This is a genomic window from Pseudomonas sp. H2_D02 (assembly GCF_054677635.1).
In genome coordinates this window covers 3,505,727-3,529,347 of the sequence record NZ_CP162816.1, presented here as the reverse complement: position 1 = coordinate 3,529,347, position 23,621 = coordinate 3,505,727, and the positions used below count along the sequence as shown (strand labels likewise).

General features: G+C 64.0%; 11 protein-coding genes and 1 pseudogene. 5 read left to right on the top strand and 7 right to left on the bottom strand.

From position 1 onward, the window contains the following. Positions 1-78: 78 nt before the first annotated feature. Entirely contained in the window at positions 79-1,380 is a 1,302-nt protein-coding gene (locus AB4N42_RS16280; RefSeq protein WP_460114989.1) for an SDR family oxidoreductase, read from the top strand. Between the two features lie 16 nt (positions 1,381-1,396). Here AB4N42_RS16280 and AB4N42_RS16275 read toward each other — a convergent pair whose 3' ends face one another. After that, positions 1,397-3,397 (bottom strand): sigma-54-dependent Fis family transcriptional regulator, encoded by a 2,001-nt coding sequence (locus tag AB4N42_RS16275; RefSeq protein WP_460114987.1) that lies wholly within the window; start codon positions 3,395-3,397, stop codon positions 1,397-1,399. Between the two features lie 179 nt (positions 3,398-3,576). On the opposite strand from AB4N42_RS16275, the gene AB4N42_RS16270 reads away from it, so the two are divergent. From AB4N42_RS16270 to AB4N42_RS16260, 3 genes are read left to right on the top strand one after another with little or no spacing between them, the layout of a single operon-like run. Further along, positions 3,577-4,599 carry a Gfo/Idh/MocA family oxidoreductase gene (locus AB4N42_RS16270; protein ID WP_258647408.1) on the top strand — a complete coding sequence of 341 codons (1,023 nt, stop codon included), beginning with the start codon at positions 3,577-3,579 and terminating at the stop codon, positions 4,597-4,599. Then, positions 4,596-5,387 carry a TIM barrel protein gene (locus AB4N42_RS16265; protein ID WP_460114986.1) on the top strand — a complete coding sequence of 264 codons (792 nt, stop codon included), beginning with the start codon at positions 4,596-4,598 and terminating at the stop codon, positions 5,385-5,387. The genes AB4N42_RS16270 and AB4N42_RS16265 overlap by 4 nt, the downstream gene beginning before the upstream one ends. Positions 5,388-5,446: 59 nt before the next feature. Then, the gene (locus AB4N42_RS16260) at positions 5,447-6,373 is read left to right on the top strand and encodes a sugar ABC transporter substrate-binding protein (protein ID WP_030141556.1); all 927 of its coding nucleotides are present in this window, start codon (positions 5,447-5,449) and stop codon (positions 6,371-6,373) included. Positions 6,374-6,542: 169 nt separating this feature from the next. Here AB4N42_RS16260 and AB4N42_RS16255 read toward each other — a convergent pair whose 3' ends face one another. Both AB4N42_RS16255 and AB4N42_RS16250 read right to left on the bottom strand, forming a co-directional pair. Then, entirely contained in the window at positions 6,543-7,973 is a 1,431-nt protein-coding gene (locus AB4N42_RS16255) for a diaminobutyrate--2-oxoglutarate transaminase (RefSeq protein WP_460114985.1), read from the bottom strand. Between the two features lie 37 nt (positions 7,974-8,010). Next, positions 8,011-8,226 (bottom strand): MbtH family protein, encoded by a 216-nt coding sequence (locus AB4N42_RS16250; RefSeq protein WP_030141558.1) that lies wholly within the window; start codon positions 8,224-8,226, stop codon positions 8,011-8,013. Between the two features lie 199 nt (positions 8,227-8,425). Between AB4N42_RS16250 and fhuF the strand changes: the two genes are divergently transcribed. Further along, positions 8,426-9,163 (top strand): siderophore-iron reductase FhuF, encoded by a 738-nt coding sequence (gene fhuF, locus AB4N42_RS16245; protein ID WP_431145391.1) that lies wholly within the window; start codon positions 8,426-8,428, stop codon positions 9,161-9,163. Between the two features lie 9 nt (positions 9,164-9,172). On the opposite strand, the gene AB4N42_RS16240 is transcribed toward fhuF, so the two are convergent. The 4 genes and pseudogenes from AB4N42_RS16240 to AB4N42_RS16225 form a co-directional block, all read right to left on the bottom strand. After that, entirely contained in the window at positions 9,173-10,117 is a 945-nt protein-coding gene (locus AB4N42_RS16240) for a cyclic peptide export ABC transporter (protein WP_460114984.1), read from the bottom strand. Positions 10,118-10,292: 175 nt separating this feature from the next. Then, positions 10,293-10,814 (bottom strand): annotated as a pseudogene (locus AB4N42_RS16235) (ABC transporter transmembrane domain-containing protein); the annotation flags it as partial. Beyond that, positions 10,814-14,596: a non-ribosomal peptide synthetase gene (locus tag AB4N42_RS16230; protein ID WP_460114983.1), complete on the bottom strand. Its 3,783-nt coding sequence runs from the start codon at positions 14,594-14,596 to the stop codon at positions 10,814-10,816. The pseudogene AB4N42_RS16235 and the gene AB4N42_RS16230, both read right to left, overlap by 1 nt. Beyond that, entirely contained in the window at positions 14,593-23,610 is a 9,018-nt protein-coding gene (locus tag AB4N42_RS16225) for an amino acid adenylation domain-containing protein (RefSeq protein WP_460114982.1), read from the bottom strand. The genes AB4N42_RS16230 and AB4N42_RS16225 overlap by 4 nt, the downstream gene beginning before the upstream one ends. Positions 23,611-23,621 lie beyond the last annotated feature (11 nt).

Here is a 23,621-nt window from a genome sequence, read left to right as displayed (position 1 = left end):
TTCCTTTCCTCACTTCGATGGAACCCCGGTTTCACCCCCGCTCTCTATCGCAGAACCAACAGAGCGGAGGTATTGATCATGATTTCCCCGGCAACCGGCATGAGGACGGGCGAGCGCTACGCCGTCGAAAGCGTCGAGCGAGCGCCGCATTTTCCCGGCTTCTTCCTCGATGGAAAGTATTACCTGGGCCCTGAACTGAACACGGCGGTGGGTTGGCTGGAAGGCCAGACATTTATCTACAACCAACTCGATCCCGAGGGCGAACCGGTGTACCCCAACAGGGTCGCCGGCACCATCGAGGACCTGACGCTGGTCATGGCTGACGGTGTGCGCCTGAAGCTGACGCCGTTGCAGCCCGAAATCGACCGGCCTGCGGTCGGCGCAGGCCCCTCCGGACAATCCAAGTCGTCTCCCTTGGCCGAAAAACTCGTGGTCATCACCGGCGCCTCCAGCGGCATCGGCCGCGCCACCGCGCAAGCGTTCGCCCGGCAGCGGGCGCGCCTGGTCCTGGCGGCGCGCGACCGTGCGGCGCTCGATGAGGTCGTCGCGGAATGTCAGGCAGAGGGAGCCCGCGCGCTTGCGGTGTGCACCGATGTCACCAGCAGCGAGCAGATGCAGGCGCTGGCCGCCGAAGCCGCGACGTTCGGTGACGGTCGCATCGACATCTGGATCAACAATGCCGGCGTGGGCGCGGTGGGCGATTTCGAGCAAACGCCGCTGGAAGCCCATGAGCAGGTCTTGCAAACCGATTTGCTCGGTTACCTGCGTGGCGCCTACGTGGCCTGGCCGTATTTCAAGAAGCAAAAACGCGGCATCCTGATCAACACGCTGTCGTTGGGCAGTTGGGTCGCCCAGCCTTATGCCGCTGCGTATTCGGCGAGCAAGTACGGACTGCGCGGTTTGTCCGAAGCCTTGCGCGGTGAGCTGGGGGAATACCGGGACATTCACGTTTGTGACATCTATCCCGCCGTCATGGATACGCCGGGCTTTCGCGATGGCGCCAATTTCACCGGCCATGCGCTCAAGCCACCACCACCGGTGTACGACCCGCATCGCGTCGCCGAGGCAATGGTCAGTTGTGCCCTCAACCCCAAGCCCACCACCACCGTCGGCAGTGCGGCGGTACTGGCGAGAGCCGCACACTTTCTGCTGCCGGGTTTCCCGCAACTCTCGGGCTGGCTGACGCGCTGGGGACTGAACCGCAGCCCGGCATCGGACACGTCCTCGGGCAACCTGTTCGCCCCACCCAGCGGCCAGCGACGTGTCGAAGGCGGTTGGCGCAAGCCGGCGCGGCGACCCACGCCCTTGCTGGTGGCGGGTGCCGCGTTGTTGCTGGGCGGTTGCCTGGTGGCGTTGGGTCGCGAACGAGGTCGAGGCTGAATCAGCCTATTTCGGATCAGTCCAATCCCGAACGGAACGCTTCGACCTTGAGCCCGAATCGGCTCATCTTGTTGTACAAACCGCCACGGGACACGTTCAACTGTCGGGCGGCCAGGCGGATATTGCCTCGCGTGTCCCTGAGGGCGGCGATAATCGCGTTCATTTCATGGGTGCCAAGATCCACGGCCGCTCGTGGCGCGGGAGCGGAATGCCGCGCCAACGGCTGGCCTCCCTGCCTGATGTCCAGTGCAAGATCGGTCGCCTGGATCAGCTCGGTGGCGGCCAGGTTGGTCGCGCGCTCGATGACGTTTTCCAGTTCGCGGACATTGCCCGGCCAGTGGTACGCGCCCAAGCGTTCCAGCGCCTCGGCTGACAGGTCACGCATGGGTTTCCTCAGCGACCGGGCGCAACGCGCGAGAAAATGCCGTGCCAGCATCGGCACATCTTCAACGCGCATCCGCAGGGGCGGCACCGTCAGGCCCAGCACGTTGAGTCGGTAGTAAAGGTCCTCGCGAAAGGCGCCTTCGGCCACGGCCTGGCTCAGGTTGCGGTGGGTCGCGGCAATGATGCGGACGTTGACCCGCAACGATTTCTTCGCCCCCACGCGGGTGATTTCGCCTTCCTGCAGGACGCGTAGCAAGCTGACTTGCGCATCGAAGGACATGTCACCGATCTCGTCGAGGAAAATCGTCCCGCCGTCCGCCAGTTCGAACTTGCCCGCCGAGCCGCCGCGCGCCGATCCGGTGAACGCGCCTTCGACGTGGCCGAACAGTTCGCTCTGCACCAGGTCGCGGGGAATGGCGCCGCAATTCACTGCGACGAAAGGCCCGCCGCGACGCTCGCTGGCATTGTGGATGGCTTGGGCGAACAGCTCCTTGCCAGTGCCGCTCTCACCGAGAATCAGCGTGGTCGAGTCGCTGCGGCTGGCGATTCGGCCCAGGTGCAACGCGTCCTGGATAGCGCGTGAATGGCCCTGGATGGTTTCGAAGGTGTAGCTGGCCTGGGTGCCGATGATGCGGCGGGTGATTTCGCGGATGCGCCGGTTCTCGCGCAACGAAACAACGCGACCGCCCTGCTCCAGCGGACAGACCGACACCAGGCAGGCGAGGTGGCTTCGATCGTGCAGCTCGAACGTGCAGTCCAGGTCCCGCACCCCTTCCCCGGTGCTGCGCAGGATTTCACCGCTCAGTTCGGTCTGCCCCAGGCTCTGGAACGGCTTGCCCAGCCAGGCAGGGTCGACACGAAACAACTGCCGGGCGTAATGGTTGAGGGCCTTGATGTCGCCGTTTTCGTCCAACACCACCAAGCCTTCGTTGAGCACTTCCAGGACCGTTTGCTGTTCTTCCAGCAACGCATGCAGCGTCATTTGCCGGGCGACGGCTTCGGCCGCGGCCTGGACGGTGCCCAAGGTGTGGAAGTGAAACCAGCCGGGTTCGGCGGTCAAGGTCAACATCGCCAGCGTCCGACCGTGGGCGTCGCGGATCGGCGCGGCGGCGCAATGCATATGCCGCTGGCGCAGGCCTACACCGAAGTTCTCGCCAGCCAGCACATACACCAGACGGTCTTCAACCAGCGCCAGTCCGGTGCAGTTGGTGCCTTGTACCGTCTCCAGCAACCGACTGCCGATGGGCGTGAGGTCCAGGCCGCAGAAGTACAAGGTGGTGCCTTCGGCATCCGTCAGGTTGATATGCCCGTTGGGGTTGTAGGCAAGCAAGCCGCGCATGACCTGCGCCGCCGCGGCAATCAACAGTCGATTCGCCGCCAGCGTCTCGGTCAACTCAGCGGGCGCGACGAAACGGTACTCGCCGTCCTCCGGATCGAGGCCGGCATCGACGCTGCGCCGCCAGGAGTTCCAGATCACCTGCCTGACACCCGCGGGACGCTCGGTGATGCCCTTCAAGCAGGCGCGCCAGGCCTTATCCAGCGCCGGGCTTGATCCGCCATTCAACGACGCGGGGCCAAGGGCGGTCAGGTAGTCACGGTCTTCGAGGTTCAAGGCCATCGGCTGTGTGTTCATGGCGGGCTCTATGTTCATATTTTCGACATGTCAGTATAGACATGTCATTCAAATGAACACCCTTGCGCATCAACCATCAATAAAACCTATAGGTTTCAGCCAGTTAGAAACTGGCACAGCGCTTGCTCCCTACCTTGTACCGACAACGAGTCGCGAACAACAAAAAAAGGGAGTCATTCATGAGTACGTCGAACACCCTCCGCCTGGGCCTTATCGGTGCGGGTCGCATGGGCAGTTTTCACGGCCTGACCGCCGCTCGGCACATCCCAGGCGCATGCCTTGCCGCCATTGCCGATCCTACGCCGGGCCAGGCCGCACGCCTGGCAGCGGAACTGGGTGTGCAGAAGGTCTATACCGATCCGAAGCAGTTGCTGGACGACCCGGACATCGACGCCGTGCTGATCGCCGCGCCCGCCCGCAGCCACGCCGAACTGGTGATCAGCGCGGCGCAGGCCGGCAAAAGCGTGTTCTGCGAAAAACCCATGGCCATCACCCTTGAGGAAGCCGATCGTGCCATTGCCGCCGCTGCCGATGCGAGGGTGACGCTGCAAGTGGGTTTCAACCGGCGCTTCGCCAAGAGCTTCCGCACGGCTCACCTGGACGTGGTTGCCGGCCGGATCGGCACGCCACAATTGCTACGCTCGCTGACCCGCGATCCGGCGCTGAACAATCCCGCTGCCTCGCCGCAATGGGTGATTTTCCTGGAAACGTTGATCCACGATTTCGACACGTTGCGTTATCTCAATCCGGGTGCCGAAGCGGTCGAGGTGTTTGTCATGGCCGACGCGCTGATTGCACCGGATTTCAAACACAAAGGGTTCCTCGACACGGCAGTGGTCACGATTCGATTCGACAACGGCGCCATCGCCACGGCCGAGGCGAACTTCCAGGCCGTATACGGCTACGATGTTCGCGGGGAAGTGTTCGGCAGCGCCGGCATGCTGACCATGGGCAGCGTCAACGACGGCGACTTGCTGCGCTACCTGGCCAGTGGCGTGCAGGCCGATACCCAGCGCATGGACACCGACTTGCTGCGTGACGCCTATGTGGCCGAGCTCAATCACTTCGTCGATTGCGTGCGCAGCGGCGAAAAACCCCGCGCCAGCGGTGAAGACGCCCGGGCCGCGCTGGCGATTGCCCGCGCCTGCATCGAGTCTTTCCAGCAAGGCAAAGCGGTGCGTGTTCAAGGAGCGCTTTCATGAGTGTCATACCGTTCAAACTGGCGGTCAGCGCCGAGATGGTGTTCCTCGACCTGCCCTTTGTCGAACGCGTCAAACGCATCCACGCGCTGGGCTTCAGCGTCGAGATCTGGAACTGGACGACCAAGGACATCCAGGCCCTCGCTGCCACTGGCGCTGACTTCACGTCGATGACCGGCTACATCGCAGGCAACCTGACCGACCCCGAGGACATCCGGCAATTGCTCGAAAGCGCCCGGGAATCCTTGGCCGTCGCGGCGCAATTGGGGTGCCCGAGCCTGAACCTGCACGGCACCGGCCTGGGAGACCAGGGTTTGCCGGTAAAACCCGTCGCCCAAGCCACCGGCCGCATGTGGCTGAGCGCCTGCAAGACGCTGGAAAAAATCGCCCGCCTGGGGGAAGACGCCGGCCGGGTGTTCCTGCTGGAAAACCTCAACACCGAAGTCGATCATCCCGGCACACCGTTCGCCCGCGCCGACGACACGTTGGCGCTGATCGAGGCCGTGGGCAGCCCGCACTTGAAGATGAACCTGGACCTCTATCACGCGCAGATCGGCGAAGGAAACCTGATCGAGCTGATCCAGCGCGCCGGCGATGCCATCGGCGAGGTCCAGGTCGCCGATGTGCCTGGCCGCATGGAACCGGGCACCGGTGAAATTCATTACCCCGCCGTTGCCAAGGCTTTGTTCGGCATGGGATACAGCGGTGTGGTCGGCCTCGAAGGCTGGGCCAGTGGGGACAGCGAAGTCGCGCTTGAGCGCTTCAGGCAGGCCTTTACGCTGGATGGGTGAGGTCCGTGCAGAAAAATTCTTGATGACGTTCACTTCATAACAACAAAAGGAAAACCATCATGCGTCGTTGCACACTGCTGTTCGCCACGCTGCTCCTGATCTTCAGCCAATGGGCCGCCGCCGACTATCGCATCGGCGTCAGCATCGCCAGGGTTGACGATAACTTCATGACCTACGTGCGTAACGGCCTGGACGAGGCCGCCAAGAAGGACGGCGTCCAGATCCAGTTCGAGGACGCCCAGGGCGATGTGGTTCGCCAGCTCAACCAGGTCCAGGGCTTCATCAACCAGAAAGTCGATGCGGTCATCGTCCTGCCGGTGGACACCTCTGCCACCGCCAACATCACCCGCGCCGCGGTCGAGGCGAAGACGCCGCTGGTCTACGTCAACCGTCACCCCGACGAACGTACGCTGCCCAAAGGCGTGGTCACGGTGGCGTCCAATGACATCGAGGCCGGCCAACTGCAGATGCGTTACCTCGCCGAAAAACTGGGGGGCAAGGGCAACCTCGCGATCATCATGGGCGACCTCGCGCAAAACGCCACCCATGACCGCACCGAAGGGGTCAAGCAAGTGCTCAAGGACTTTCCCGACATCAAGGTGGTCGAGCAACAGAGTGCCGAGTGGCAGCGCAACAAAGGCATGGACCTGACCAGCAACTGGCTGCTCGCCGGCAGCCGTTTCGATGCCATCGTCGCCAACAATGACGAGATGGCCATCGGTGCGGCCATGGCGTTGCAACAGTCCGGCAAGGCCAAGGGTGAGGTTGCGATTGTCGGCATCGACGGTTTGCCGGACGGCCTCGCGGCGATCAAGCGCGGAATGCTGGTCGCCTCGGTGTTCCAGGACCCCAAGGCCCAGGCGACCAGCGCGGTGCAGGCCGCCCTCAAGATGATCAAGGGCGAGCCGGTGGAATCCGAGGTGTGGGTGCCCTTCCAGTTGATCAAGCCTGAACAACTGGCGGTGTTCGAGCAGCGTTACAAGTAGCAACCTCGATACGGTGACGTTGTTCAGATGGCAAGACGATGGGTGGCGAGGGAGCTTGCTCCCGCTGGGCTGCGCAGCAGCCCTAAAAATCCTACGGTTGCTACGCAACCGAGCGGGAGCAAGCTCCCTCGCCACGGGTTGGTCGACTGCCTTGATGAACAGCAGTGGATCAAGCGATGTGCAACGCCCTGCCCTTGGTCTCGGCGAGGGCATTGTTCAATGCCACGCGGAACAGTTCGACCAGCACATCGATTTCTTCGGCCTGGATGATCAGCGGCGGCAGGAATCGCACCACGGCGCCGTGACGCCCGCCCAGTTCCAGGATGACACCCAGGCGCAGGCATTGACGCTGGATGGACTGGGCCAATGCGGTGTCCGCAGCGGGAACGCGGCTGTCGCTCGGCGTGTCGCTGACCACTTCCACGCCCACCATCAACCCGCGGCCGCGCACCTGGCCCAGGCAAGGGTATTCGCCCTGCAACTGGCGCAGTTGCTCCATCAGGCGCTGCCCCATGACCTCGGCGTGCCCTGGCAGATTTTCGCTGATGATATGACGCAACGTTGCGCCACCCGCAGCCATCGCCATCTGGTTGCCACGGAACGTGCCGGCATGGGAACCGGGTTTCCAAGTGTCGAGCTCTTCGCGGTAGACCATCACGGCCAGCGGCAGGCCGCCGCCGATGGCTTTGGAAAGCACCAGGATGTCCGGCTCGATGTCGGCATGCTGGAAAGCGAACAGCTTGCCGGTTCGACCCAGGCCGGTCTGCACTTCGTCGATGATCAGCGCCACGCCATATTTGCGCGTCAACTGACGCAAGCCTTGCAGCCAGCGTACCGGCGCCGGGATCACCCCGCCCTCGCCCTGCACCACTTCCACGACCACCGCCGCCGGGGGCAACACGCCCGACTCCGGGTCGCTCAACAGCTGTTCGATGAAGTGCAGCCCGGCATCGATGCCGGCTTCACCGCCGATGCCGAACGGGCAACGGTAGTCATACGGGTATGGCAGGAACTGCACGTCGGCCATCAGCGAGCCCAGCGCCTGTTTCGGCCCCAGGTTGCCCATCAGGCTCAACGTGCCCAGGGTCATGCCATGGTAGCCGCCGGAGAACGTCAGGATCGGCTTGCGCCCGGTGGCGATCCGCGCCAGCTTCAGCGCCGCCTCGATGCCATCGGCACCGGTCGGGCCGCAGAACTGGATGCGCGCGTGACGGGCGAAGTTCTCCGGCAAGGCGTTGAACAGGTCCTCGACGAAGCGATCCTTGACCGGCGTCGTCAGGTCCAGGGTGTGCAAGGGCAAGCCGGAATCGAGCGTCTGGCGCATGGCCGCAATGGCCACCGGGTGGTTATGGCCCAGCGCCAAGGTGCCCGCGCCGGCGAGACAATCCATGAACAATTGACCCTGGGTGTCGCGCACATAAAGACCATGGGCTTCCTGCAGGGCCAATGGGATACGTCGCGGATAGGAACGCGCATTCGATTCCCGGGCCGCCTGGCGTTGCAGGTACGGATTGGTATTCAGTTCACGCGGCGCCTGGTGGCGGAACTGCTCCAGCGTGAAGGTGGCGCTGGAGGATGAACGGGGCTGGACACTTTCCATTTTGACTCCCTGAAAATGAGAACGCGGTCGTGGGCGATCAACCCTGTCCTTGTGCCTGCATGGCTTGGCGCAGGCTCAGCGGGCGCATGTCGGTCCAGACCTTTTCGATGTAGGCCAGGCACTCTTCCTTGCTGCCCTGCATGTCCACGGTGCGCCAGCCCTCGGGCACGCTGCGGTAGTCCGGCCAGATCGAGTACTGCTCCTCTTCGTTGACGACAACCAGAAACCGCGTATCCGGGCTATCCAAACTCATTGCTTGCTCCTTGACTGGCATGACGGGAAAGATCGCTACGATACAATACTAATGGTAGCGATTCTCATTAATATTTTAAAAAACTTACATGGCTCGTATATTTCAGGGTCGGCGAACAGTCGCAAGACGCTGGTGCGCTGTTTATACTTCGCCCCCTCTGGACGATAACCCCTCTCAATTCGCGGTCACGGATGAGTCAATGATTCCCAGCCTTGCTCCGCTGTTCACCGGGCCGCTCGCAGCCTTCGAAGAGAAGCTGCAATTGCGCAGCCATCCGCAAACCGACCTGTCGGCGGACCTGTTCTTCCAGCCCGAGACGTTCAGCGCGTTCGTCGACGAACTGCTGGCGCGCTACAAGACCGATGAGCGCCTGGCCCTGGTGTCGCTGTGGTCCAAGTGGTATTTCAGCACCTTCCTCGCGCCGGTGATGGCGGCCAATCTGCTGCTGCAACGGGAGCTGCCGCTCGCCCTGGACGACGTCGGGCTGAAACTTGGCGACGACGCCAGGCCACAGGCCTTGCACCTGCGCGATGCCGGGCAACCCCTGCTGGAATGCATGGCCTTCGAACGGTTCCATACGCTGATCGAGCAGCACCTGGAACCGGTCATCGACACGCTGGCGAGCGTCAGCCGCGCATCGCCCCGCTTGTTCTGGAGCAACGCCGGCAACACCTTCGAGTTCGTCACCACGCGGATCGACCTGCACCCCCTGGCCAATCCCGACAGCACCCTGCCCGCCCGGGAAATCCTCAGCGCCCGCCTGCGTCCCGATGGCCGGCGCAACCCGCTGTTCGCCCCCGTGCGTTATCACGACATCGGCGAAGACGAGCCCCAGCGCCTGCGGCGGATCTGCTGCATTCGCTACCGCCTTCCCGGCGTCGGCTATTGCAGCAGTTGTCCCCTCGATGAATGCAAACGGCAGGATCAGGACGCCTGAGCGCGCCGATCATTTCGCCAACTGAAAGGGGTTCTCCGTCGCTCGGTCGTAATCAACGAGGTGACCGTAGTCGAGACGATAGACCCGGTCCGCGACGTCGAAATAACGGTCGTCATGGGTAATCGCGATCACTGTCTTGCCGGCCGCCTTCAGTTCGGGCAGCAACTCGTTGTAGAACACATGGCGGAACACCGGATCCTGGTCGGCCGCCCATTCGTCCAGCAGGAACACTTCACGGCCTTCCATCATCAGCAGCAGCAACGCCAGGCGTTTGCGCTGGCCTTGGGACAACGCGGTGGTGGACAGGCGTCCGGCGGCGAATTCGACCTTGTGGGCCAGCCCCAGGCGGTCGAGATAATGATCCACCCGAGCCTCCAGTCCTTCATGGTCGCCCGCCTCGCCCAGCACATCGGCGAACAGATAGAAGTCGGCGAAGATCGCGGCGAAGTGCTCGCGGTGCCATTCGCTGGTGCTGGCATCAAGCACCACGCCATTGAGTGATACCTCGCCAGCAGCGGGCACATAGAGCCCGGTCAACAGCTTGGCCAGGGTCGATTTGCCGCTGCCGTTGCCACCGACGATGAAAATCAACTCGCCGCGCCGGATCGTCAGGTCGATCGGCCCCAACTCAAAAGCAAACTCCTCGTTCTTGTCGGCGTAACGGTAATGCACGTCCGACAGGCGCAGCTCGCGAAACGGCTGCGCCGCTTGTGCTGGCGTCTTGAACTCCACCGTCTCGCCCAGTGCCAGGGCGTCGATGGCCTGCAACGCGACATGGCCGCGAATGACCGCGGGAATGGCGTCGAGGATCATCGAGATCGGCGTGCGCAGGAACATGATCGCCAGGACGTAGCCGACCACCACCTGCTGGCTCAGCAACCCCAGCCCCTGGCCGAGGAAAAACAGCGTGCCGATCAGCACGAACACCAGCAACGTCGTCCAATTCAGGTTCACCGCCCACAAGGTGTCGGCGCGTACCGATGCGTCCAGCGAGGCCCGGGCGATGGGTTCGAGCTTGCGTTGATAAAGCAGGTGCCTGGCGCTCCCGGCTCAGGCCCAGTTCGCAACGCCCCTGGATCGCGGCTTCGAACTGCTCGGTGAGTTGGTCGTCCTGTTGCCGGACGGCCTGCATCAAGGTCTTGACCTTACGTCCGAGCAGCACGTCAAGGCCGACGCCGGCGGCGATCACCGCTAGCGTCAAGGCGAAAAACGGCAGGCTCAACCAGGCCATGTACGCCAGCCCCGCCAACAACAGCAAGCCGTTGTACAAGGAAATCGGCAGTTGCTTGAACGCAGTGGCGACGGTGGTCACGTCCTTGGTCAGGGCGTTGTAGATGCGTGGGCTGCCCAGCCGCTCGATGCGTTCCAGCGCAGTGCCCAGCACCTTGCCCACCAGCCGCAGGCGCAGCTGGTACACCAGCCGATGGCCGATCTGCACCAGCAACCATTGCGAGGTGACCCCGCTGATGAACAACAGCACCAGCAGGCCAGCGAACAGCAGCAAGCCCTGGCCGAGATTATCCAGACCTTGTTCCAGGCAACGGTTGATGTAGCCGATCAGACCGATACTGGTGGCCGCGCTCAAGGCACTGCTCAGCACCGCGAGGAAAATACGCCACCGCGCGTTATGCAGCAGTTCTTTCAATAACATCATGGGACCGACACCACCTTGGCAGAGGTTTGCAACAGTAAAGGCAGCAGGTTTTCGGCCAGTCGCGGATCGCCGAGCATCTCATGATGCCCCACATCCAGCGTCCACTGGCTGACGGGTTGTCGTGCGAGGGCTTGCCACTGCGTGCGCAAGTCGCCGTGGGCATTGCCGCGCCACAGCCGGACCGGCACGTCGACGATGGGCAAGGCCTGCTCATACAAACGGGTCTTAATCGCGCGATATTGCGTCATCAGCGCCAGCAGCTCAGCATCCGCCGCTGCCCATTGCAGATGCCCGCGCACCTGCTCATCGTCCAACAACCGAGCGACACCCTCGGCATAGTCAAGGCCGGCCAACAGGCCAGTCAATCGCTCCCGTAGCGATTCTCCGATCGGCTGGCCGTGGCTGCGGCAATAAAACGCGAAATCGGCAATCAACTGACCGGCTTCGTCGCCCTCGCCGGCCAGGCTGCGCTGAGCATCATGATCGAGCACCACCAGGCCTTCGACGCTGAAGCCGCTGGCTTGCAGATGCGGCACCAGCAACAAGGCCAGGCGCGCCGCCAGGCTCCAGCCCAACAGCACCAGCGGACGCTCCTTGAGCTGGACCGGGATACTCGCCACGTATTGCCGCAACAGCGCGTCCATATCGTCGTCAGCCCAGCCATTTTCCAGGGCGGCAAGGCCAAAGACCGAAACTTCGCCGCGCAGGTTGTCCACCAGCGGCTGGTACGCCTGCAGGTGCCCTTGCGCACCATGCACCACCAACAAGGCCGGTGCCTGCGGATCGGCATCGTCGAGGGTCTTCCATGGACTGCTGCCCTTTTCGCCCAGGCCTTGGATGAGGTCACGCACCGTATGCCGCTCGAACAAGAGATTGGTCGGCAGGCTGAGGCCCAGCCGTTCGCGGATCAGCGACACCACTTTGATCGCCGCCAACGAATGCCCGCCAACGGTGAAGAAATTGTCGGTCACGCCCAGGTCATCGACACCCAGCACGTCGCACCAGATCGCGAGCACGGCGGTTTCCAGTTCTCCCACCGGCGCCACGCGGGTGTTCTGCAAGCGCTGCCGGGCGCGTTCGAGCAGGTGCTTGCGATCGAGCTTGCCGTTGCTGTTCAGCGGCAAGGCCTTCAGCGCAAAGATACCGCTGGGCAGCATGTAGTCCGGCAGTTGGCGAGCCAGGCTGGCGCGCAACGGGTCCGTCCCCTGGAACTGAACATCGTCCGTGACCACGAAGGCCAGCAACCGAGCGTGATCGCCTTCGCCATCCAACAGCACAGCCGCCTGCGAGACGCCCGGCTGGGCCAGCATCGCTTGCTCGACCTCCGCCAGTTCAAGGCGGAACCCGCGGATTTTCACTTGCTGATCGTTGCGACCCAGAATGCGCAGGGCTCCGTCGGCCTGGCGCAAGGCCAAGTCACCGGTGCGGTACAGGCGTTGACCGCTGGCGGGATCGACACCGAAGGCAGCGCCACCGACACTGCCGACGTAACCCCTGCCGACACTGGCGCCACTGATGCACAACTCGCCGGCCTGGCCGGATGGCACTGGCCGTTGCTGCTCGTCGAGCAACTGAACGCGGTTGTCCCCCAGCACCTGGCTCAACGCACAGCCATTCACGCCCTGCGCAAGATCGATGGCTCGCCACAACACGCCGACGGTGGTCTCGGTCGGGCCGTAGTGGTTATACAGCCGGCAAGTCGGTCCGGCTTGGGCCAAGCGTGTCATCAACGCCTCGCCGATCGGTTCTCCGCCCAGCACCAGCACTTGGCGCGGAAGAACGTCGGCGGCCTGCTCGCCCATCAAGGCTGCGAGGTGCGACGGGACGATTTTTAAAACGTCGAGGGGATAACGCCGCAGCTCTTCGGCAAAGGCCTGGGCGTCGGTCACGGTCGATTGCGCCAGCACGTGCACGCAGCCGCCCTGCAGCCACGCCGGGAACAACACGGTGTTGCCCAGGTCCGCGAGCAGCGAGGACACCAGCCCGTAATGCCCGCCCTCGGGCAGTTGCAGCGCACCGGTCACTTGGGTGACGTAATGACGCAATTGCCCTTGTTCGATCTGCACCCCTTTGGGCTTGCCGCTGGTACCCGAGGTGTAGAGCACGTAGGCCAGGTCTTGCGCGGTGCCACAGTGCGGCGTATCGAACAGCGGCCCGTTGCTCGCCTGGGACCAGCACAGCGTGCGCGCCGACGTTTCCGGCGCCAGGCCCTCCAAGTGCAGCAGCAATGCCGGTTGAGCATCTTCGAGTATCCCGGCCAGGCGCAGCGGCGGCTGCTGGGGATCCAGCGGCAGATAGGCGGCGCCGACCTTGAAACAGGCGAGCATCGCCACCAGCATTTGCGCGCCGCGTGGCAGATACAGCCCCACCACCGCTTCACGGCCCACGCCCGCCTGATCCAGGCTGCCGGCGACGCGGTCACTCAGGGCATCGAGTTCAGCGTAGGAAAACAACTGGTCGGCATAACGCAGCGCCGGCCGATTGGGGTGTGACTGGGCGTGCCGGCGCAGGGCCGCGACGATGTCCAGGTCCGCTCCGAAGTCAGGACGCGTCGACGACGCCAGGGTCTCCTCGGGCAGACACGCATCGAAGCCATCGATAAGGCCATTGGGTGATTGCACCAATTGGCCGAGCCAATGTTCGAGACGCTTGAGCAACGCCTGCATTTGCTCGTCGCGGTACACCCTGCAATCATAGGCCAGCGCCAGCTCGCCAGTGCCCTGGGCGTCAAGGCTCAATTGCAGTTGCAGCTCGACCGGCGTGTCGAACGACAGCCACTGCAACGCACCCAGTTGCGGCACGCGCACAACCTGCAACCCGGCCTGGAAACTGGCCCGCCAATCCGGCAACAACTGCGCCTGGCCGAGGTATTCCTGCCAGTCGACGGCACTCTCCAATTGCCGGGCCAGTTGCCGGGCCAGGTTCACCAGGGTGCTGTGCTCGGACAGTTGCACCACCATCGGCAACGTCTGTTCGAACACCCCAAGCGCGCCGGTCAATTCCTCGTAGTTGTCACGGGGGTCGTGCTGCACACCGAGTTGGCCTTGGCGTTGGCCGTTGAGCCTGCCAAGCAGCGATCCCCAAGCGGCTAGCACCAGCTGTTCGATGGCCACGCCTTCACGATCGGCCAATGCCGTAAGCAGCGGCGCAAGAGTCGGCGCCAGTGGCTGGCGGACCACCGCGTGACGTCCGCTGGCAATACCGTAGCGCTCGACGAGGCGCATGCCCGGGATGTCCTGCAAGGCCAGGTTGCGCCAGAACTGCGCGCCCTGCTCGGCGTCTTCATCCAGTTGCAGGCCATTGATCCACTCGACGTAGTCCGCGTACTGCATAGGTTCGTCATCGAGCAACGCGGCGCGACCGAGCAAGTGCTCGCGCAACTGGACCAGGCTGCGCGCGTCCAGCGAGTACACCGGGACCGCCAGCAACAGCTGATCATCGAGCAGCCAGGCGAGCATGTCGGGCTGTTCGGCCTGGCAACGACGCTGGGCCTCGTCCAACCATTTTTGCCCATCGTGGCCGTCGACCGTGCGCCCCTGGCGCCAGTCCAGGCGCAATGCCTGGGGCTCGATCACACGTTGGCGCAACCCGGTGGCGCCCAGCGGACGCTCGTAGCGCAGGCACAGCGCCTGGTGCTGCGCCAGGCTGTCGCGCAAGCATTGCTCGACGGTGCCTTCGGCAACGCCTGTCAATGACATGCGCACCCAGCGCCAGGCGTGCGGATTGGCCTGGGCCAGTTGTTTCTGCTGGGGTGAAAGCGTGAGTCCAAGGTCCATCATGGGGTCAACTCTTCAAGTGTTTCTTCGATCTGCGCCGGGGCGGCCATGACTTGGTGGCGGGCATAGATTTCACCCATCGCCACGACGATTTTGCGCTCGCCCTCGAACGGATCCCGGGCGTGCGCCGCCAGCATGTTATCGAGCATCACCACGTCGCCCTGTTGCCAGTCGAAGCGCACCGCGCAACGGTCGTAGGCGGCATTGATGGCGTCGATCGCCGCCGGTTCGAGCTCCGAGCCGTCACCGTAGAACACTTGCCTCGGCATGGCGGACTCGCCGTCGCGCAGGAACTGTTCGCGGATATCCGCATCGAGAAATGCCGGGTGGTACAACTGGATCTGGTTGAAGAAGCTCTCTTCGCCCGTCAACGGGTGCAGGATCACCGCCGGGCACACCTGGCGGGTGTGCAGGTCGTTGGCGCCGCGCCATTGGAACTCTATGTTGCTCTCACGGCAGATCCGCTCGACCTCGGCCCGATCTTCGGTCTGGAAGAAGTGCTGCCAACTGACGTCCAGGCTGGTGCTGAAATTGCGTACATACATCAGTTGCTTGCGGCGCAGGTTGGCCTGCAGCCAGGCCGGCAGGTCACGATAGACCTGGCGGCTGTCGACGATCGGGGTCGCGCCACCGGACGTCGCCGGCGTCTCGCAGTAGAACCACTGCCGACGTGGCCAGCGGTGTTGGTGCGCACTCTCGTTATGGAACAGGATCATCCGATCCTTGGGGTATGGCGTCGACTTGTAGATGTTCTTGCCGCCCTCTTTCTTCGGCAAGTCACCGTACTGCCCGTACAACTGCGGACACAGCGCCTGGCAGAACGCCTCGAAGTCCGCCGGGGTCGGCAGGTCGAAGCCACGGAACAGGATGCCGCCATGCTCGCGCAACCAGTTCTCGACCTTGTCGCGGTTGGCTTCGGCCCAGATGGCCGGGGCCAGCTCGCGGTCGCGCAGGGAAACCAGCAACGGAAACTTCGAGTCCTCTCGCAGAGGTCGGGCTTCGATGGGCTCCCGGGTCGCCGCCGATCCGCTCTGGCGCATCTTGCCCAATTTGCTCATTTTGCGTTGCAGCGGATTGTCCGTGGACATTGCAGCAGCTCCCTTTACAGTCGGAATCAGAGTATCGATGGGGGTGTCCGGCGCGCCTAGCGCCAACTCCAGCAGCGACTCGAAGCCGCCGCGCAAGCGCTCGACGGTGGCCGGGCGGAACAGGCTGGTGCGGTACACCCAGCGCAGGCTGATCGCATCACCGTCTTCGCTGGCGAACAGGGCCATGTCGAACTTGGAATGGTGTTGCTCGCCCGTCAGCGGCTCGACCTGCAGATTGCCCAGTTGGCGCTGCTGGCGCGGCGTGTTGTCGAGCACGAACAGGGTCTGCAAGAGCGGGTGCACATTGGCCACGCGCGGCAGCTCCAGGCATTCGACGACCCGTTCGAACGGCGTGTCCTGCCAGGCGAACGCTTGCAGGCACAGCTCGCGGACTTGCAAGGCTTGCTCACGGAAGCTCAATTCCGGTTGCACACGGATACGCAAGGCCAGCAAGTTGACGAAGAAGCCGATCAGCGATTCGGTGGCCGGATGGTCACGGTTCGCCACGTCCGTTCCGATCACCAGGTCGCGGCCCTGCGTCTCGCGTTGCAGCACAGCGGCGTAGCACGTCAGCAGGACCATGAACGGCGAAGTGCCGCTGTCCTGGGCGAAGGTTTTCAAGCGGCCCACCGTGGCGGGCGACAATTGGAAATCCACCGCCGCCCCGGCGCCGCTGTCACGCTCCGGACGTGAAAAATCGAACGGCAGTGGCACCTGCGCGGGGATGCCCGCCAGGGTCCGTCGCCAGAAATCCAGGCCTTCGCGCTGACGCAACTGGACCGCAGCCGAACCTTGCCAAACGGCGTAGTCGACGTACTGGATCGGCAATGCTTGCTGGGCCAGCGGCACGCCGGTGCTGTAGGCCTCGTAGCCTTCGATCAGCTCATCGACCAGCACCGCGCCGGACCAACCGTCGGAGGCGATGTGGTGCATGACCATCTGCAACACATGATCCTCTTCGCCAAGGCGATACAGGACCATCCGCAGCGGTGCCTGGCGAACAAGGTCGAACGGGCGCAACGCCATGTCCCGGGCTTCAGCTGTCCACTGTGTTTCAGTCGAGGCAACGGCTTCCAGGACCACCGCCGACTGTGGGTGGATGCGCTGGCGCAGTTCGCCGCCACGCGAGTGATAGGTGGTGCGCAGGATGGCGTGGCGGTTCACCAGGCGTTGCAACGAGCGCTCCAGGGCCAGGACATCCAATCGCCCACGCAAACGGACGTTGCTGCTCATGTTGAAGCTGCTGTCGGCCAGATCCAGTTGTTGCATCAACCAGACCCGTTGTTGCGCCGAGGACAGTGGCTGTTCGATGCCTTGGTCAACCGCCGGAATCGTCAGGGAAGCCAGATCCTGCTCGGCGGCGAGGCCCTCGATTCGCTCGGCCAGTTGCGCCAACACGGGTGTTTCGAACAACCAGCGCAAGGGCACCTCGAAGCCCTGCTCACGCAGGCGGCCGCGCACCTGGGCGGCCATCAGCGAATGCCCGCCCAATTGGAAGAAATGTCCATCGGCCGGGACGTCTTGCACGTTCAGCACCGAGGCCCAGATCTGCGCCAGCACGGCCTCGCTGGCCGACAGCGCTCGCCCGGTCGCTGGCACGCTGCCGACAACCGATTGCAAGCGCGGCAGTTGTTTGCGATCGACCTTGCCATTGCTGTTGAGCGGCAGTCGGTCCAGTGCTTGCAGGTGCGTCGGCACCATGTAGACCGGCAAGCGCGCCTGCAAATACTCGCGTACAGCCGCTTCATCAGGTGCAGCGTCCGGATCCGCGACCCAGAACGCGACCAGGTGCTCGCCTTGCACCGCCACGACAGCTTGCAGCAATTGTGGATGGCTGAGCAGGACGGCCTCGATTTCCCCCAGCTCGATGCGATAGCCGCGCAACTTGATCTGGTCGTCGGTGCGTCCCAGGTAGTACAGCTGGCCGTCGGGCTGCCAGCGCGCCAGATCGCCAGTGCGGTACAAGCGACCGCCGTGACCGAACGGGTCGGCAATGAAACGCTCGGCGGTCAGCCCCGGCTGCCCGGCGTAACCCCGGGCCAGGCCGTCCCCGGCGATATAGAGTTCACCGACGCAGCCTGGAGGCACTTCGCACAGGTGTTCATCGAGGACATGGCAGCGGGTGTTGAGGAGCGGCCGGCCTATCGGCGCCACTGGCAATCGCAGCGCGTCGATGGGCGTCTGGGTCGACCATACCGTGGTCTCGGTCGGGCCGTAGACGTTGATCAATCGAGCGACATGCCGCTTCAGTTCGCTGGCCAGTTCCGCCGACACTGCCTCGCCGCCGGCCAGGGCCAATCGCCCTTCCAGCACCTGGCGATCACCTTGCAACAACATCGCCCAGGTGGCGGGTGTGGCCTGGATCAGGTCGACCGATTGTTCCTTGATCAAGCGTGCCAGCAGCTGCGGATCCTGGCGCTGGTCCTCGTCCGCCAGTACCACGGCGCCACCACGCACCAGCGGCAGGCATAGCTCCAGGCCGCAAATGTCGAAGGTGATGGTGGTCAAGGCCAGGTAACGCTGCACATTGTCCAGCGGCAAGGCCTGCTCCATGGCCAACAGGAAGTTGGCGAAGTTGCCACGACTGATCTGCACACCCTTGGGCTGTCCGGTCGATCCCGAGGTGTAGAGGGTGTAGGCCAGTTGCCCAAGGTGCGTCGGCAGTCCCGGCGCCTGCGCGGCGAATTGCGCCAACGGCAGGTCCGTCCACAGGCAAACGCGCAGGTCGGCAGGCCAATCCGCCGTCGCCGAATCGCAAAGCAGCAAATGCGGCTGCGCCCGGTTGAGCACCTGCGCCTGGCGGGCCGGGGGATGGGCGCGATCAAGCGGCAAATAGGCGGCACCGGCCTTCTGGATGCCCAACATACACACCAGCAAGCGTTCATCCCGTGGCAGGCAGAAGGCAACCAACGATTCGTGCCCGACGCCCTGGGCCAGCAACCAATGGGCCAAGCGGTTGGCTTGGGCCTCCAGCGCGGCGTAGCTCAGTTGACGGTCGGCGCAGTACACGGCGATGCGCTCGGGATGCACGGCGGCTTGCACTTCGAAGCGCGTCACCCAATCCGCTTCGCCATGCAATGGCAACGACTGCCCTTCAGTCGCCAAGGCCGCAACCGAGCACAGCGGGATCTCCAGCAAGCGCGCATCAAGATCCAGGCTCGCCAGGCTGGCGAGCAACGCCTGGTAATCCTCCACCAGACGCCGAGTGATGTCGGGCCGCAACAATGCCGTCGCGTATTCGACGATCAAACCGGTGCTCGCCTCGGCACCGCGCCCTTGGGTGAACAGGTTGAACGTCAGGTCGAACTTCGCGCTCACCACGCCACCCGGCAGCGCCAACGCCTGGGCACTGATGCCGGGCAGGTCCAGGCTGCGGGAATCCTGATGATCGACCTGATAGTTGAACATCGTCTGGAACAGCGGTGTGCGATCCAGGCTGCGCTCGACATCCAGCACGTCCAACAACTGCTCGAACGGCAGCGATTGATGGGCCAGGTCCTCGCTCAGCTTGCTGTTCAGGGCTTGGACGAACGCTTGCAGGCTCTGGCGGCCATCGATCTGCACACGGTGGGCCAGGGTGTTGACGAACAGCCCGACCAACGCCTGGCTCTCGACTGATTCACGCCCCGCCACCGGCAAGCCCACGGCAAAATCATTGCGCCCGCCGTGGCGCCAGAGCAGCAGCTGATAAGCCGCGAAATACAGCACGAACGGCGTGACGCCAAGCGCCCTCGCCCGGGCTTCGACCGCAATGCTCAGCGAGCCGGGCAGGACATATTCGTCTCGCGCGCCAGCGTACGCCTGCACCGCGGGACGGGTGGGTTGCTCGGGCAGTTCCAGCGGCTCGTTGCCCAGGCCTTCCAGGCGCTGTTGCCAATAGGCCAACAAGTCCTTGCCATGCGTGCCCTCCAAGCGTTGCCGCTGCGTCTTGATCAGCGGCAGCAAAGCGCTTGCCGCCGGCAGGCTCCTCTCTTGATAAAGCGCTGCCAGGTCCTGGACCAGCAAGCCCATGGACCAGCCGTCCACGGCGATGTGGTGCACGTTGAACAGCAGGCGGTACTCAGCGGGTGCAATACAAAACACATCGATGGCCAGTAGCGGCCCCTGCGTGAGGTCGAACACGCGCTTGGCCGCGCTGGCAATGCTCGCTTGCTGTTCCGAGTCACTCAGGGCGCCGATGTCATGGACGTTGAAGATCGGCGCGGCCATATCGTCCAGGCGCTGCCAGACTTGCCCTCGTTCTTCGAAGAAACGGCAGCGCAACGCGTCATGACGGGCCACCAGCGCCTGGCAGGCGCGTTTCAGCCGAGGCACATCCAGCTCGCCGCGCAAGGCCAGCAACTGGGTGACGTTGTAGGCGGTTTCAGCCGGCTCGAACTGCTGCATGAACCACACCCGTTGCTGGGCATGGGACAGCGGCTGCGGTTGTCCCTGCTTCTCGCTCCGCTCCACGGCTTCGGCGACCGGCGCGACGACCGGCGCGAGCACCTTGGCCAGTTGCCGAGGCGTCGGGTTTTCCAGCAATTGCCGCGGCATCAGGCGCAGGTCGGCCTGACGCAAGCGCGCGATCAACTGCAAGCTGAGAATCGAGTCGCCGCCCATGGCAAAGAAATCGGCGTCTGGCCCCACGCCAGGTTGCCCGAGCAGCTCGCGAAAAGCCGTCAGCACGGCAAGCAATGCCGGCTCGGCGCGGCAGTCGATGCACAGGGCCATGGCTGCCAGGGTCGGATGCTGCAAGACATCCCGCGGTTGTAGCTTGAGGCCTTCCCGGGACGCCAGGCCGATCAATTGCAGACTGAGGATCGAGTCCCCGCCGAGGGCGAAGAAATCGTCCGTGCGGCCGACCTGCGCACACCCGAGGACCTGGCACCACAGTTGCGCCAGGCGCTGTTCGGTGGCGCCGCTCGGTTGCTCGGCGGCTTCGGCGGCTGGTTCATCGGTGGCCGGATCAGGCAATGCACGCCGATCCAACTTGCCGTTGGCCGTCAATGGCAGCGTGTCCAGTGCCAACCAATGGGCCGGTACCATGTGTTCCGGCAGTTGACGCTTGGCTTCGGCTTGCAGTGTGGCCAACGCTTCGGTGGTCATCGTAGGGCTGAGATACGCCACCAGTTGCGTCCGCCCTTTTATCTCACAGGCCACCACGGCGCCTTCGCGAACCTGAGGCTGGGCATTGAGCCAGGCACTGATCTCGCCCGGTTCGACACGGAAACCGCGGATCTTCACTTGATCGTCCTGGCGCCCGAGGAACACCAGGCGCCCGTTTCGATCCAGGCGAACCCGGTCACCACTGCGATAAAAACGCTGGCCGTGGGCAGTGGAGCCGAACGCGCGTGCGGTCAATTCAGGCTGACCGAGGTAGCCTTGGGCAACCTGCGGACCACCGATCAGCAGCTCACCGGCGACACCGAGCGGCACCGACCGGTCGTGGCCATCGACGATGCGCAATTCGCAGCCGGGCAGCGGCTGGCCCAACGGCAGATACTGCCCCGCGTCGAACACGTCGGCGTCGAAGATTTCTCCGCAGACCACGCCTACGGTAGTTTCCGACGGGCCATAGTGATTGAAGACGCGCAGTTGCGGCGCCAGTTCACGCACCTTGGCGAACAACGCCTGGTCGAAACCTTCGCCCCCGAGGATCAAAAGCGCCTTGGGCAACACGCGGTGGGCGTCGTCCAAGGCCAGCAAACCGCGCAGGTGCGAAGGGGCGATCTTCAGGCAATCCACCGGATGCTGGTCGAGAAAATCCGCCCAGCCGGGCGGATCGAAGGCCAACGATGCCGGCGGCAAGACCAGCGTGTCGCCTGCGTTGAGCGCGGCGAAAACAGAGGTCAAGCCGAGGTCGGCGGCGACGGTTGCCAAGGTCGCCCAACGACTGCCCGGTTTGGCTTGCAAGCGTTGGCCGACGGCATTGGCATAATGCGCGAGGTTGGCATGAGTGACCTGCACGCCTTTCGGCTGGCCGGTCGAGCCCGAGGTGTAGATCAGGTACGCAGGCAATTGCAGCTGGCTGAGGCTTTGGTTCTGGCCGATGTTCGCATTGACAGACCAGTCGGCGGCGCTCAGCACCAGGCGCGGGAGGTCCACGCCGGTCTCGGGCGCTTGCGCCAATGTCAGCCACAGGCTCGCGCCGCTGTCTTGCAGCAGTTGCGCGAGTCGCCGGGCCGGTTGCGCCGGATCGAGAAACAGGCAAGTCGCACCACGCTGCCAACACGCCAGGGTCGCCAGCAGTTGTTCGGCACAGCGCGGCATGCACAGCGCGACCACCTGCCCCGGCCCAACGCCCTGCCCGGCCAGCCGTGCGGCCATCGAGCGACTGGCCGCGCCAAGCGTGGCGTAATCGATGCTCTGCTCCGCGCTGCACAACGCCACCGCGTTCGGCGTGTGCGTGGCCCAGTGCAGCACTTGCTGGTCCAAGGGCAACGCAGTCGCTTCCAGGGCAGGACCGCGCAGTTCGCTCGGCGTGGACACCAGTTGCAGCTCCGACAGGCGCCGCTGCGGATGAGCCGAGCCCTCGTGGAGAATCGCCAGCAAGTCGTCGAGCATTTGCTCGACCGTGGCCGCGTCGAACAATTCGTCGCTGTATTCCAGTTCGCAGCGCAACTGTGCATCGGCGGTGCGGACCATGCGCAACGTCAGGTCGAAACGTGCGTGGCGTTGCGGCGGGTCGAGCACCTCCACCGCCACGCCGGGCAAGGCCAGGGTGCGGCTTTCGGGCAGATCGACCTGGACGAACATGACCTGGAACAGCGGGTTCGAACGCGGGCGCTCAAGGCTTTCGAGGATGTTTTCGAAGGGCAACTGCTGATGGTCGAACGCCGCCGCAACGGTGTCGCGAGTGCGCACCAATGCACTGCCGAAGTCCGGGTTGTCTTGCAGGCGCTGGCGAATCACCAGGGTATTGAGCAATGGGCCGATCAACGGTGCGAGTTCCGGACGGTCACGTTGCGCCGCCGAGGTGCCCAGGCACAGGTCCGTCTCGCCGCTGTAGCGCGACAGCAGGCAGCTGAACGCTGTCAGGCCGTAGATGTACAGCGTCACCCCGTGATTACGGATGGCCGCCTCGATCGCCGTTGTGAGGTGCGGCGGGAGTTCCCGGGCCAGGACCGCGCCACTGTGGCGGCGTTGTGTGGGCGCCGGGCGCGGACGGTCCAGTGGCAACGCCTTCGGCGCCGGTGCATCGGCCAGTTGGTCGCGCCAGAAATCGATGTGCTGTCGGCAACTGTCGCTGTCCAGCCATTCACGCTCCCACGCAGCGTAATCGACGTATTGGATGGCCAACTCGGGTAGCGCGACAGCCTGGTTCGAGGCGAGCGCCCGGTAAGCCTCCGCCAATTCGAGGGTGAGTTGCTGGGCCGACCAGGCGTCATAGGCGACGTGGTGAATGGTGAAAAACAGCCAGGTGGAATGCTCCTGGGCGTCGCTGAATGCTTGCCAGCGCCAAGGCATAGACTGCGCCAGGTCGAAGGGTTCGGCGAGTTGGCGGGCGTATTCATCGGCGCACCATTGCTCGTGTTCAGATGCGGCGAGGGTCAAGCGCTCGACGCCCGGCAGCTGCACCTGTTGTGGCGCGCAATGGGGCTGCAACTGTCCGCTGGCATCAGGGCGGTAGCGTGTGCGCAGGATCTGATGGCGATCGACCACCTGTTGCATCGCCTGCTGCAAACGCGCGCCGTCCAGGCGTCCATCGAAGCGCAGCACCGAGCACAGGTTATAAAGGGCCCGGCTGCTCAGCGCTTCAGCCGACAGGAAGCGCCGCTGCGCCTGCGCCAACGGCCTGTGCTCGCCGTCGTCGAGCACGGCGGGGACAATCGGCAGGCGCCAGCTGTCGATGCCCTTCTCGGCCAGGCGCTGGCGAAAGACCTTCTTCTTGTCCGCGGGCAAGGATGCCAGCCGCTGCGCAATCTCCAGGAAAGCTTGTTGCGTCATCGTACTCATCC

Bases quoted from the DNA above. Each gene is read 5' to 3' on its own strand.
- AB4N42_RS16280 (WP_460114989.1), top strand. From the start codon at position 79: ATGATTTCCCCGGCAACCGGCATGAGGACGGGCGAGCGCTACGCCGTC.
- AB4N42_RS16275 (WP_460114987.1), bottom strand. From the start codon at position 3,397: ATGAACACACAGCCGATGGCCTTGAACCTCGAAGACCGTGACTACCTG.
- AB4N42_RS16270 (WP_258647408.1), top strand. From the start codon at position 3,577: ATGAGTACGTCGAACACCCTCCGCCTGGGCCTTATCGGTGCGGGTCGC.
- AB4N42_RS16265 (WP_460114986.1), top strand. From the start codon at position 4,596: ATGAGTGTCATACCGTTCAAACTGGCGGTCAGCGCCGAGATGGTGTTC.
- AB4N42_RS16260 (WP_030141556.1), top strand. From the start codon at position 5,447: ATGCGTCGTTGCACACTGCTGTTCGCCACGCTGCTCCTGATCTTCAGC.
- AB4N42_RS16255 (WP_460114985.1), bottom strand. From the start codon at position 7,973: ATGGAAAGTGTCCAGCCCCGTTCATCCTCCAGCGCCACCTTCACGCTG.
- AB4N42_RS16250 (WP_030141558.1), bottom strand. From the start codon at position 8,226: ATGAGTTTGGATAGCCCGGATACGCGGTTTCTGGTTGTCGTCAACGAA.
- fhuF (WP_431145391.1), top strand. From the start codon at position 8,426: ATGATTCCCAGCCTTGCTCCGCTGTTCACCGGGCCGCTCGCAGCCTTC.
- AB4N42_RS16230 (WP_460114983.1), bottom strand. From the start codon at position 14,596: ATGATGGACCTTGGACTCACGCTTTCACCCCAGCAGAAACAACTGGCC.
- AB4N42_RS16225 (WP_460114982.1), bottom strand. From the start codon at position 23,610: ATGACGCAACAAGCTTTCCTGGAGATTGCGCAGCGGCTGGCATCCTTG.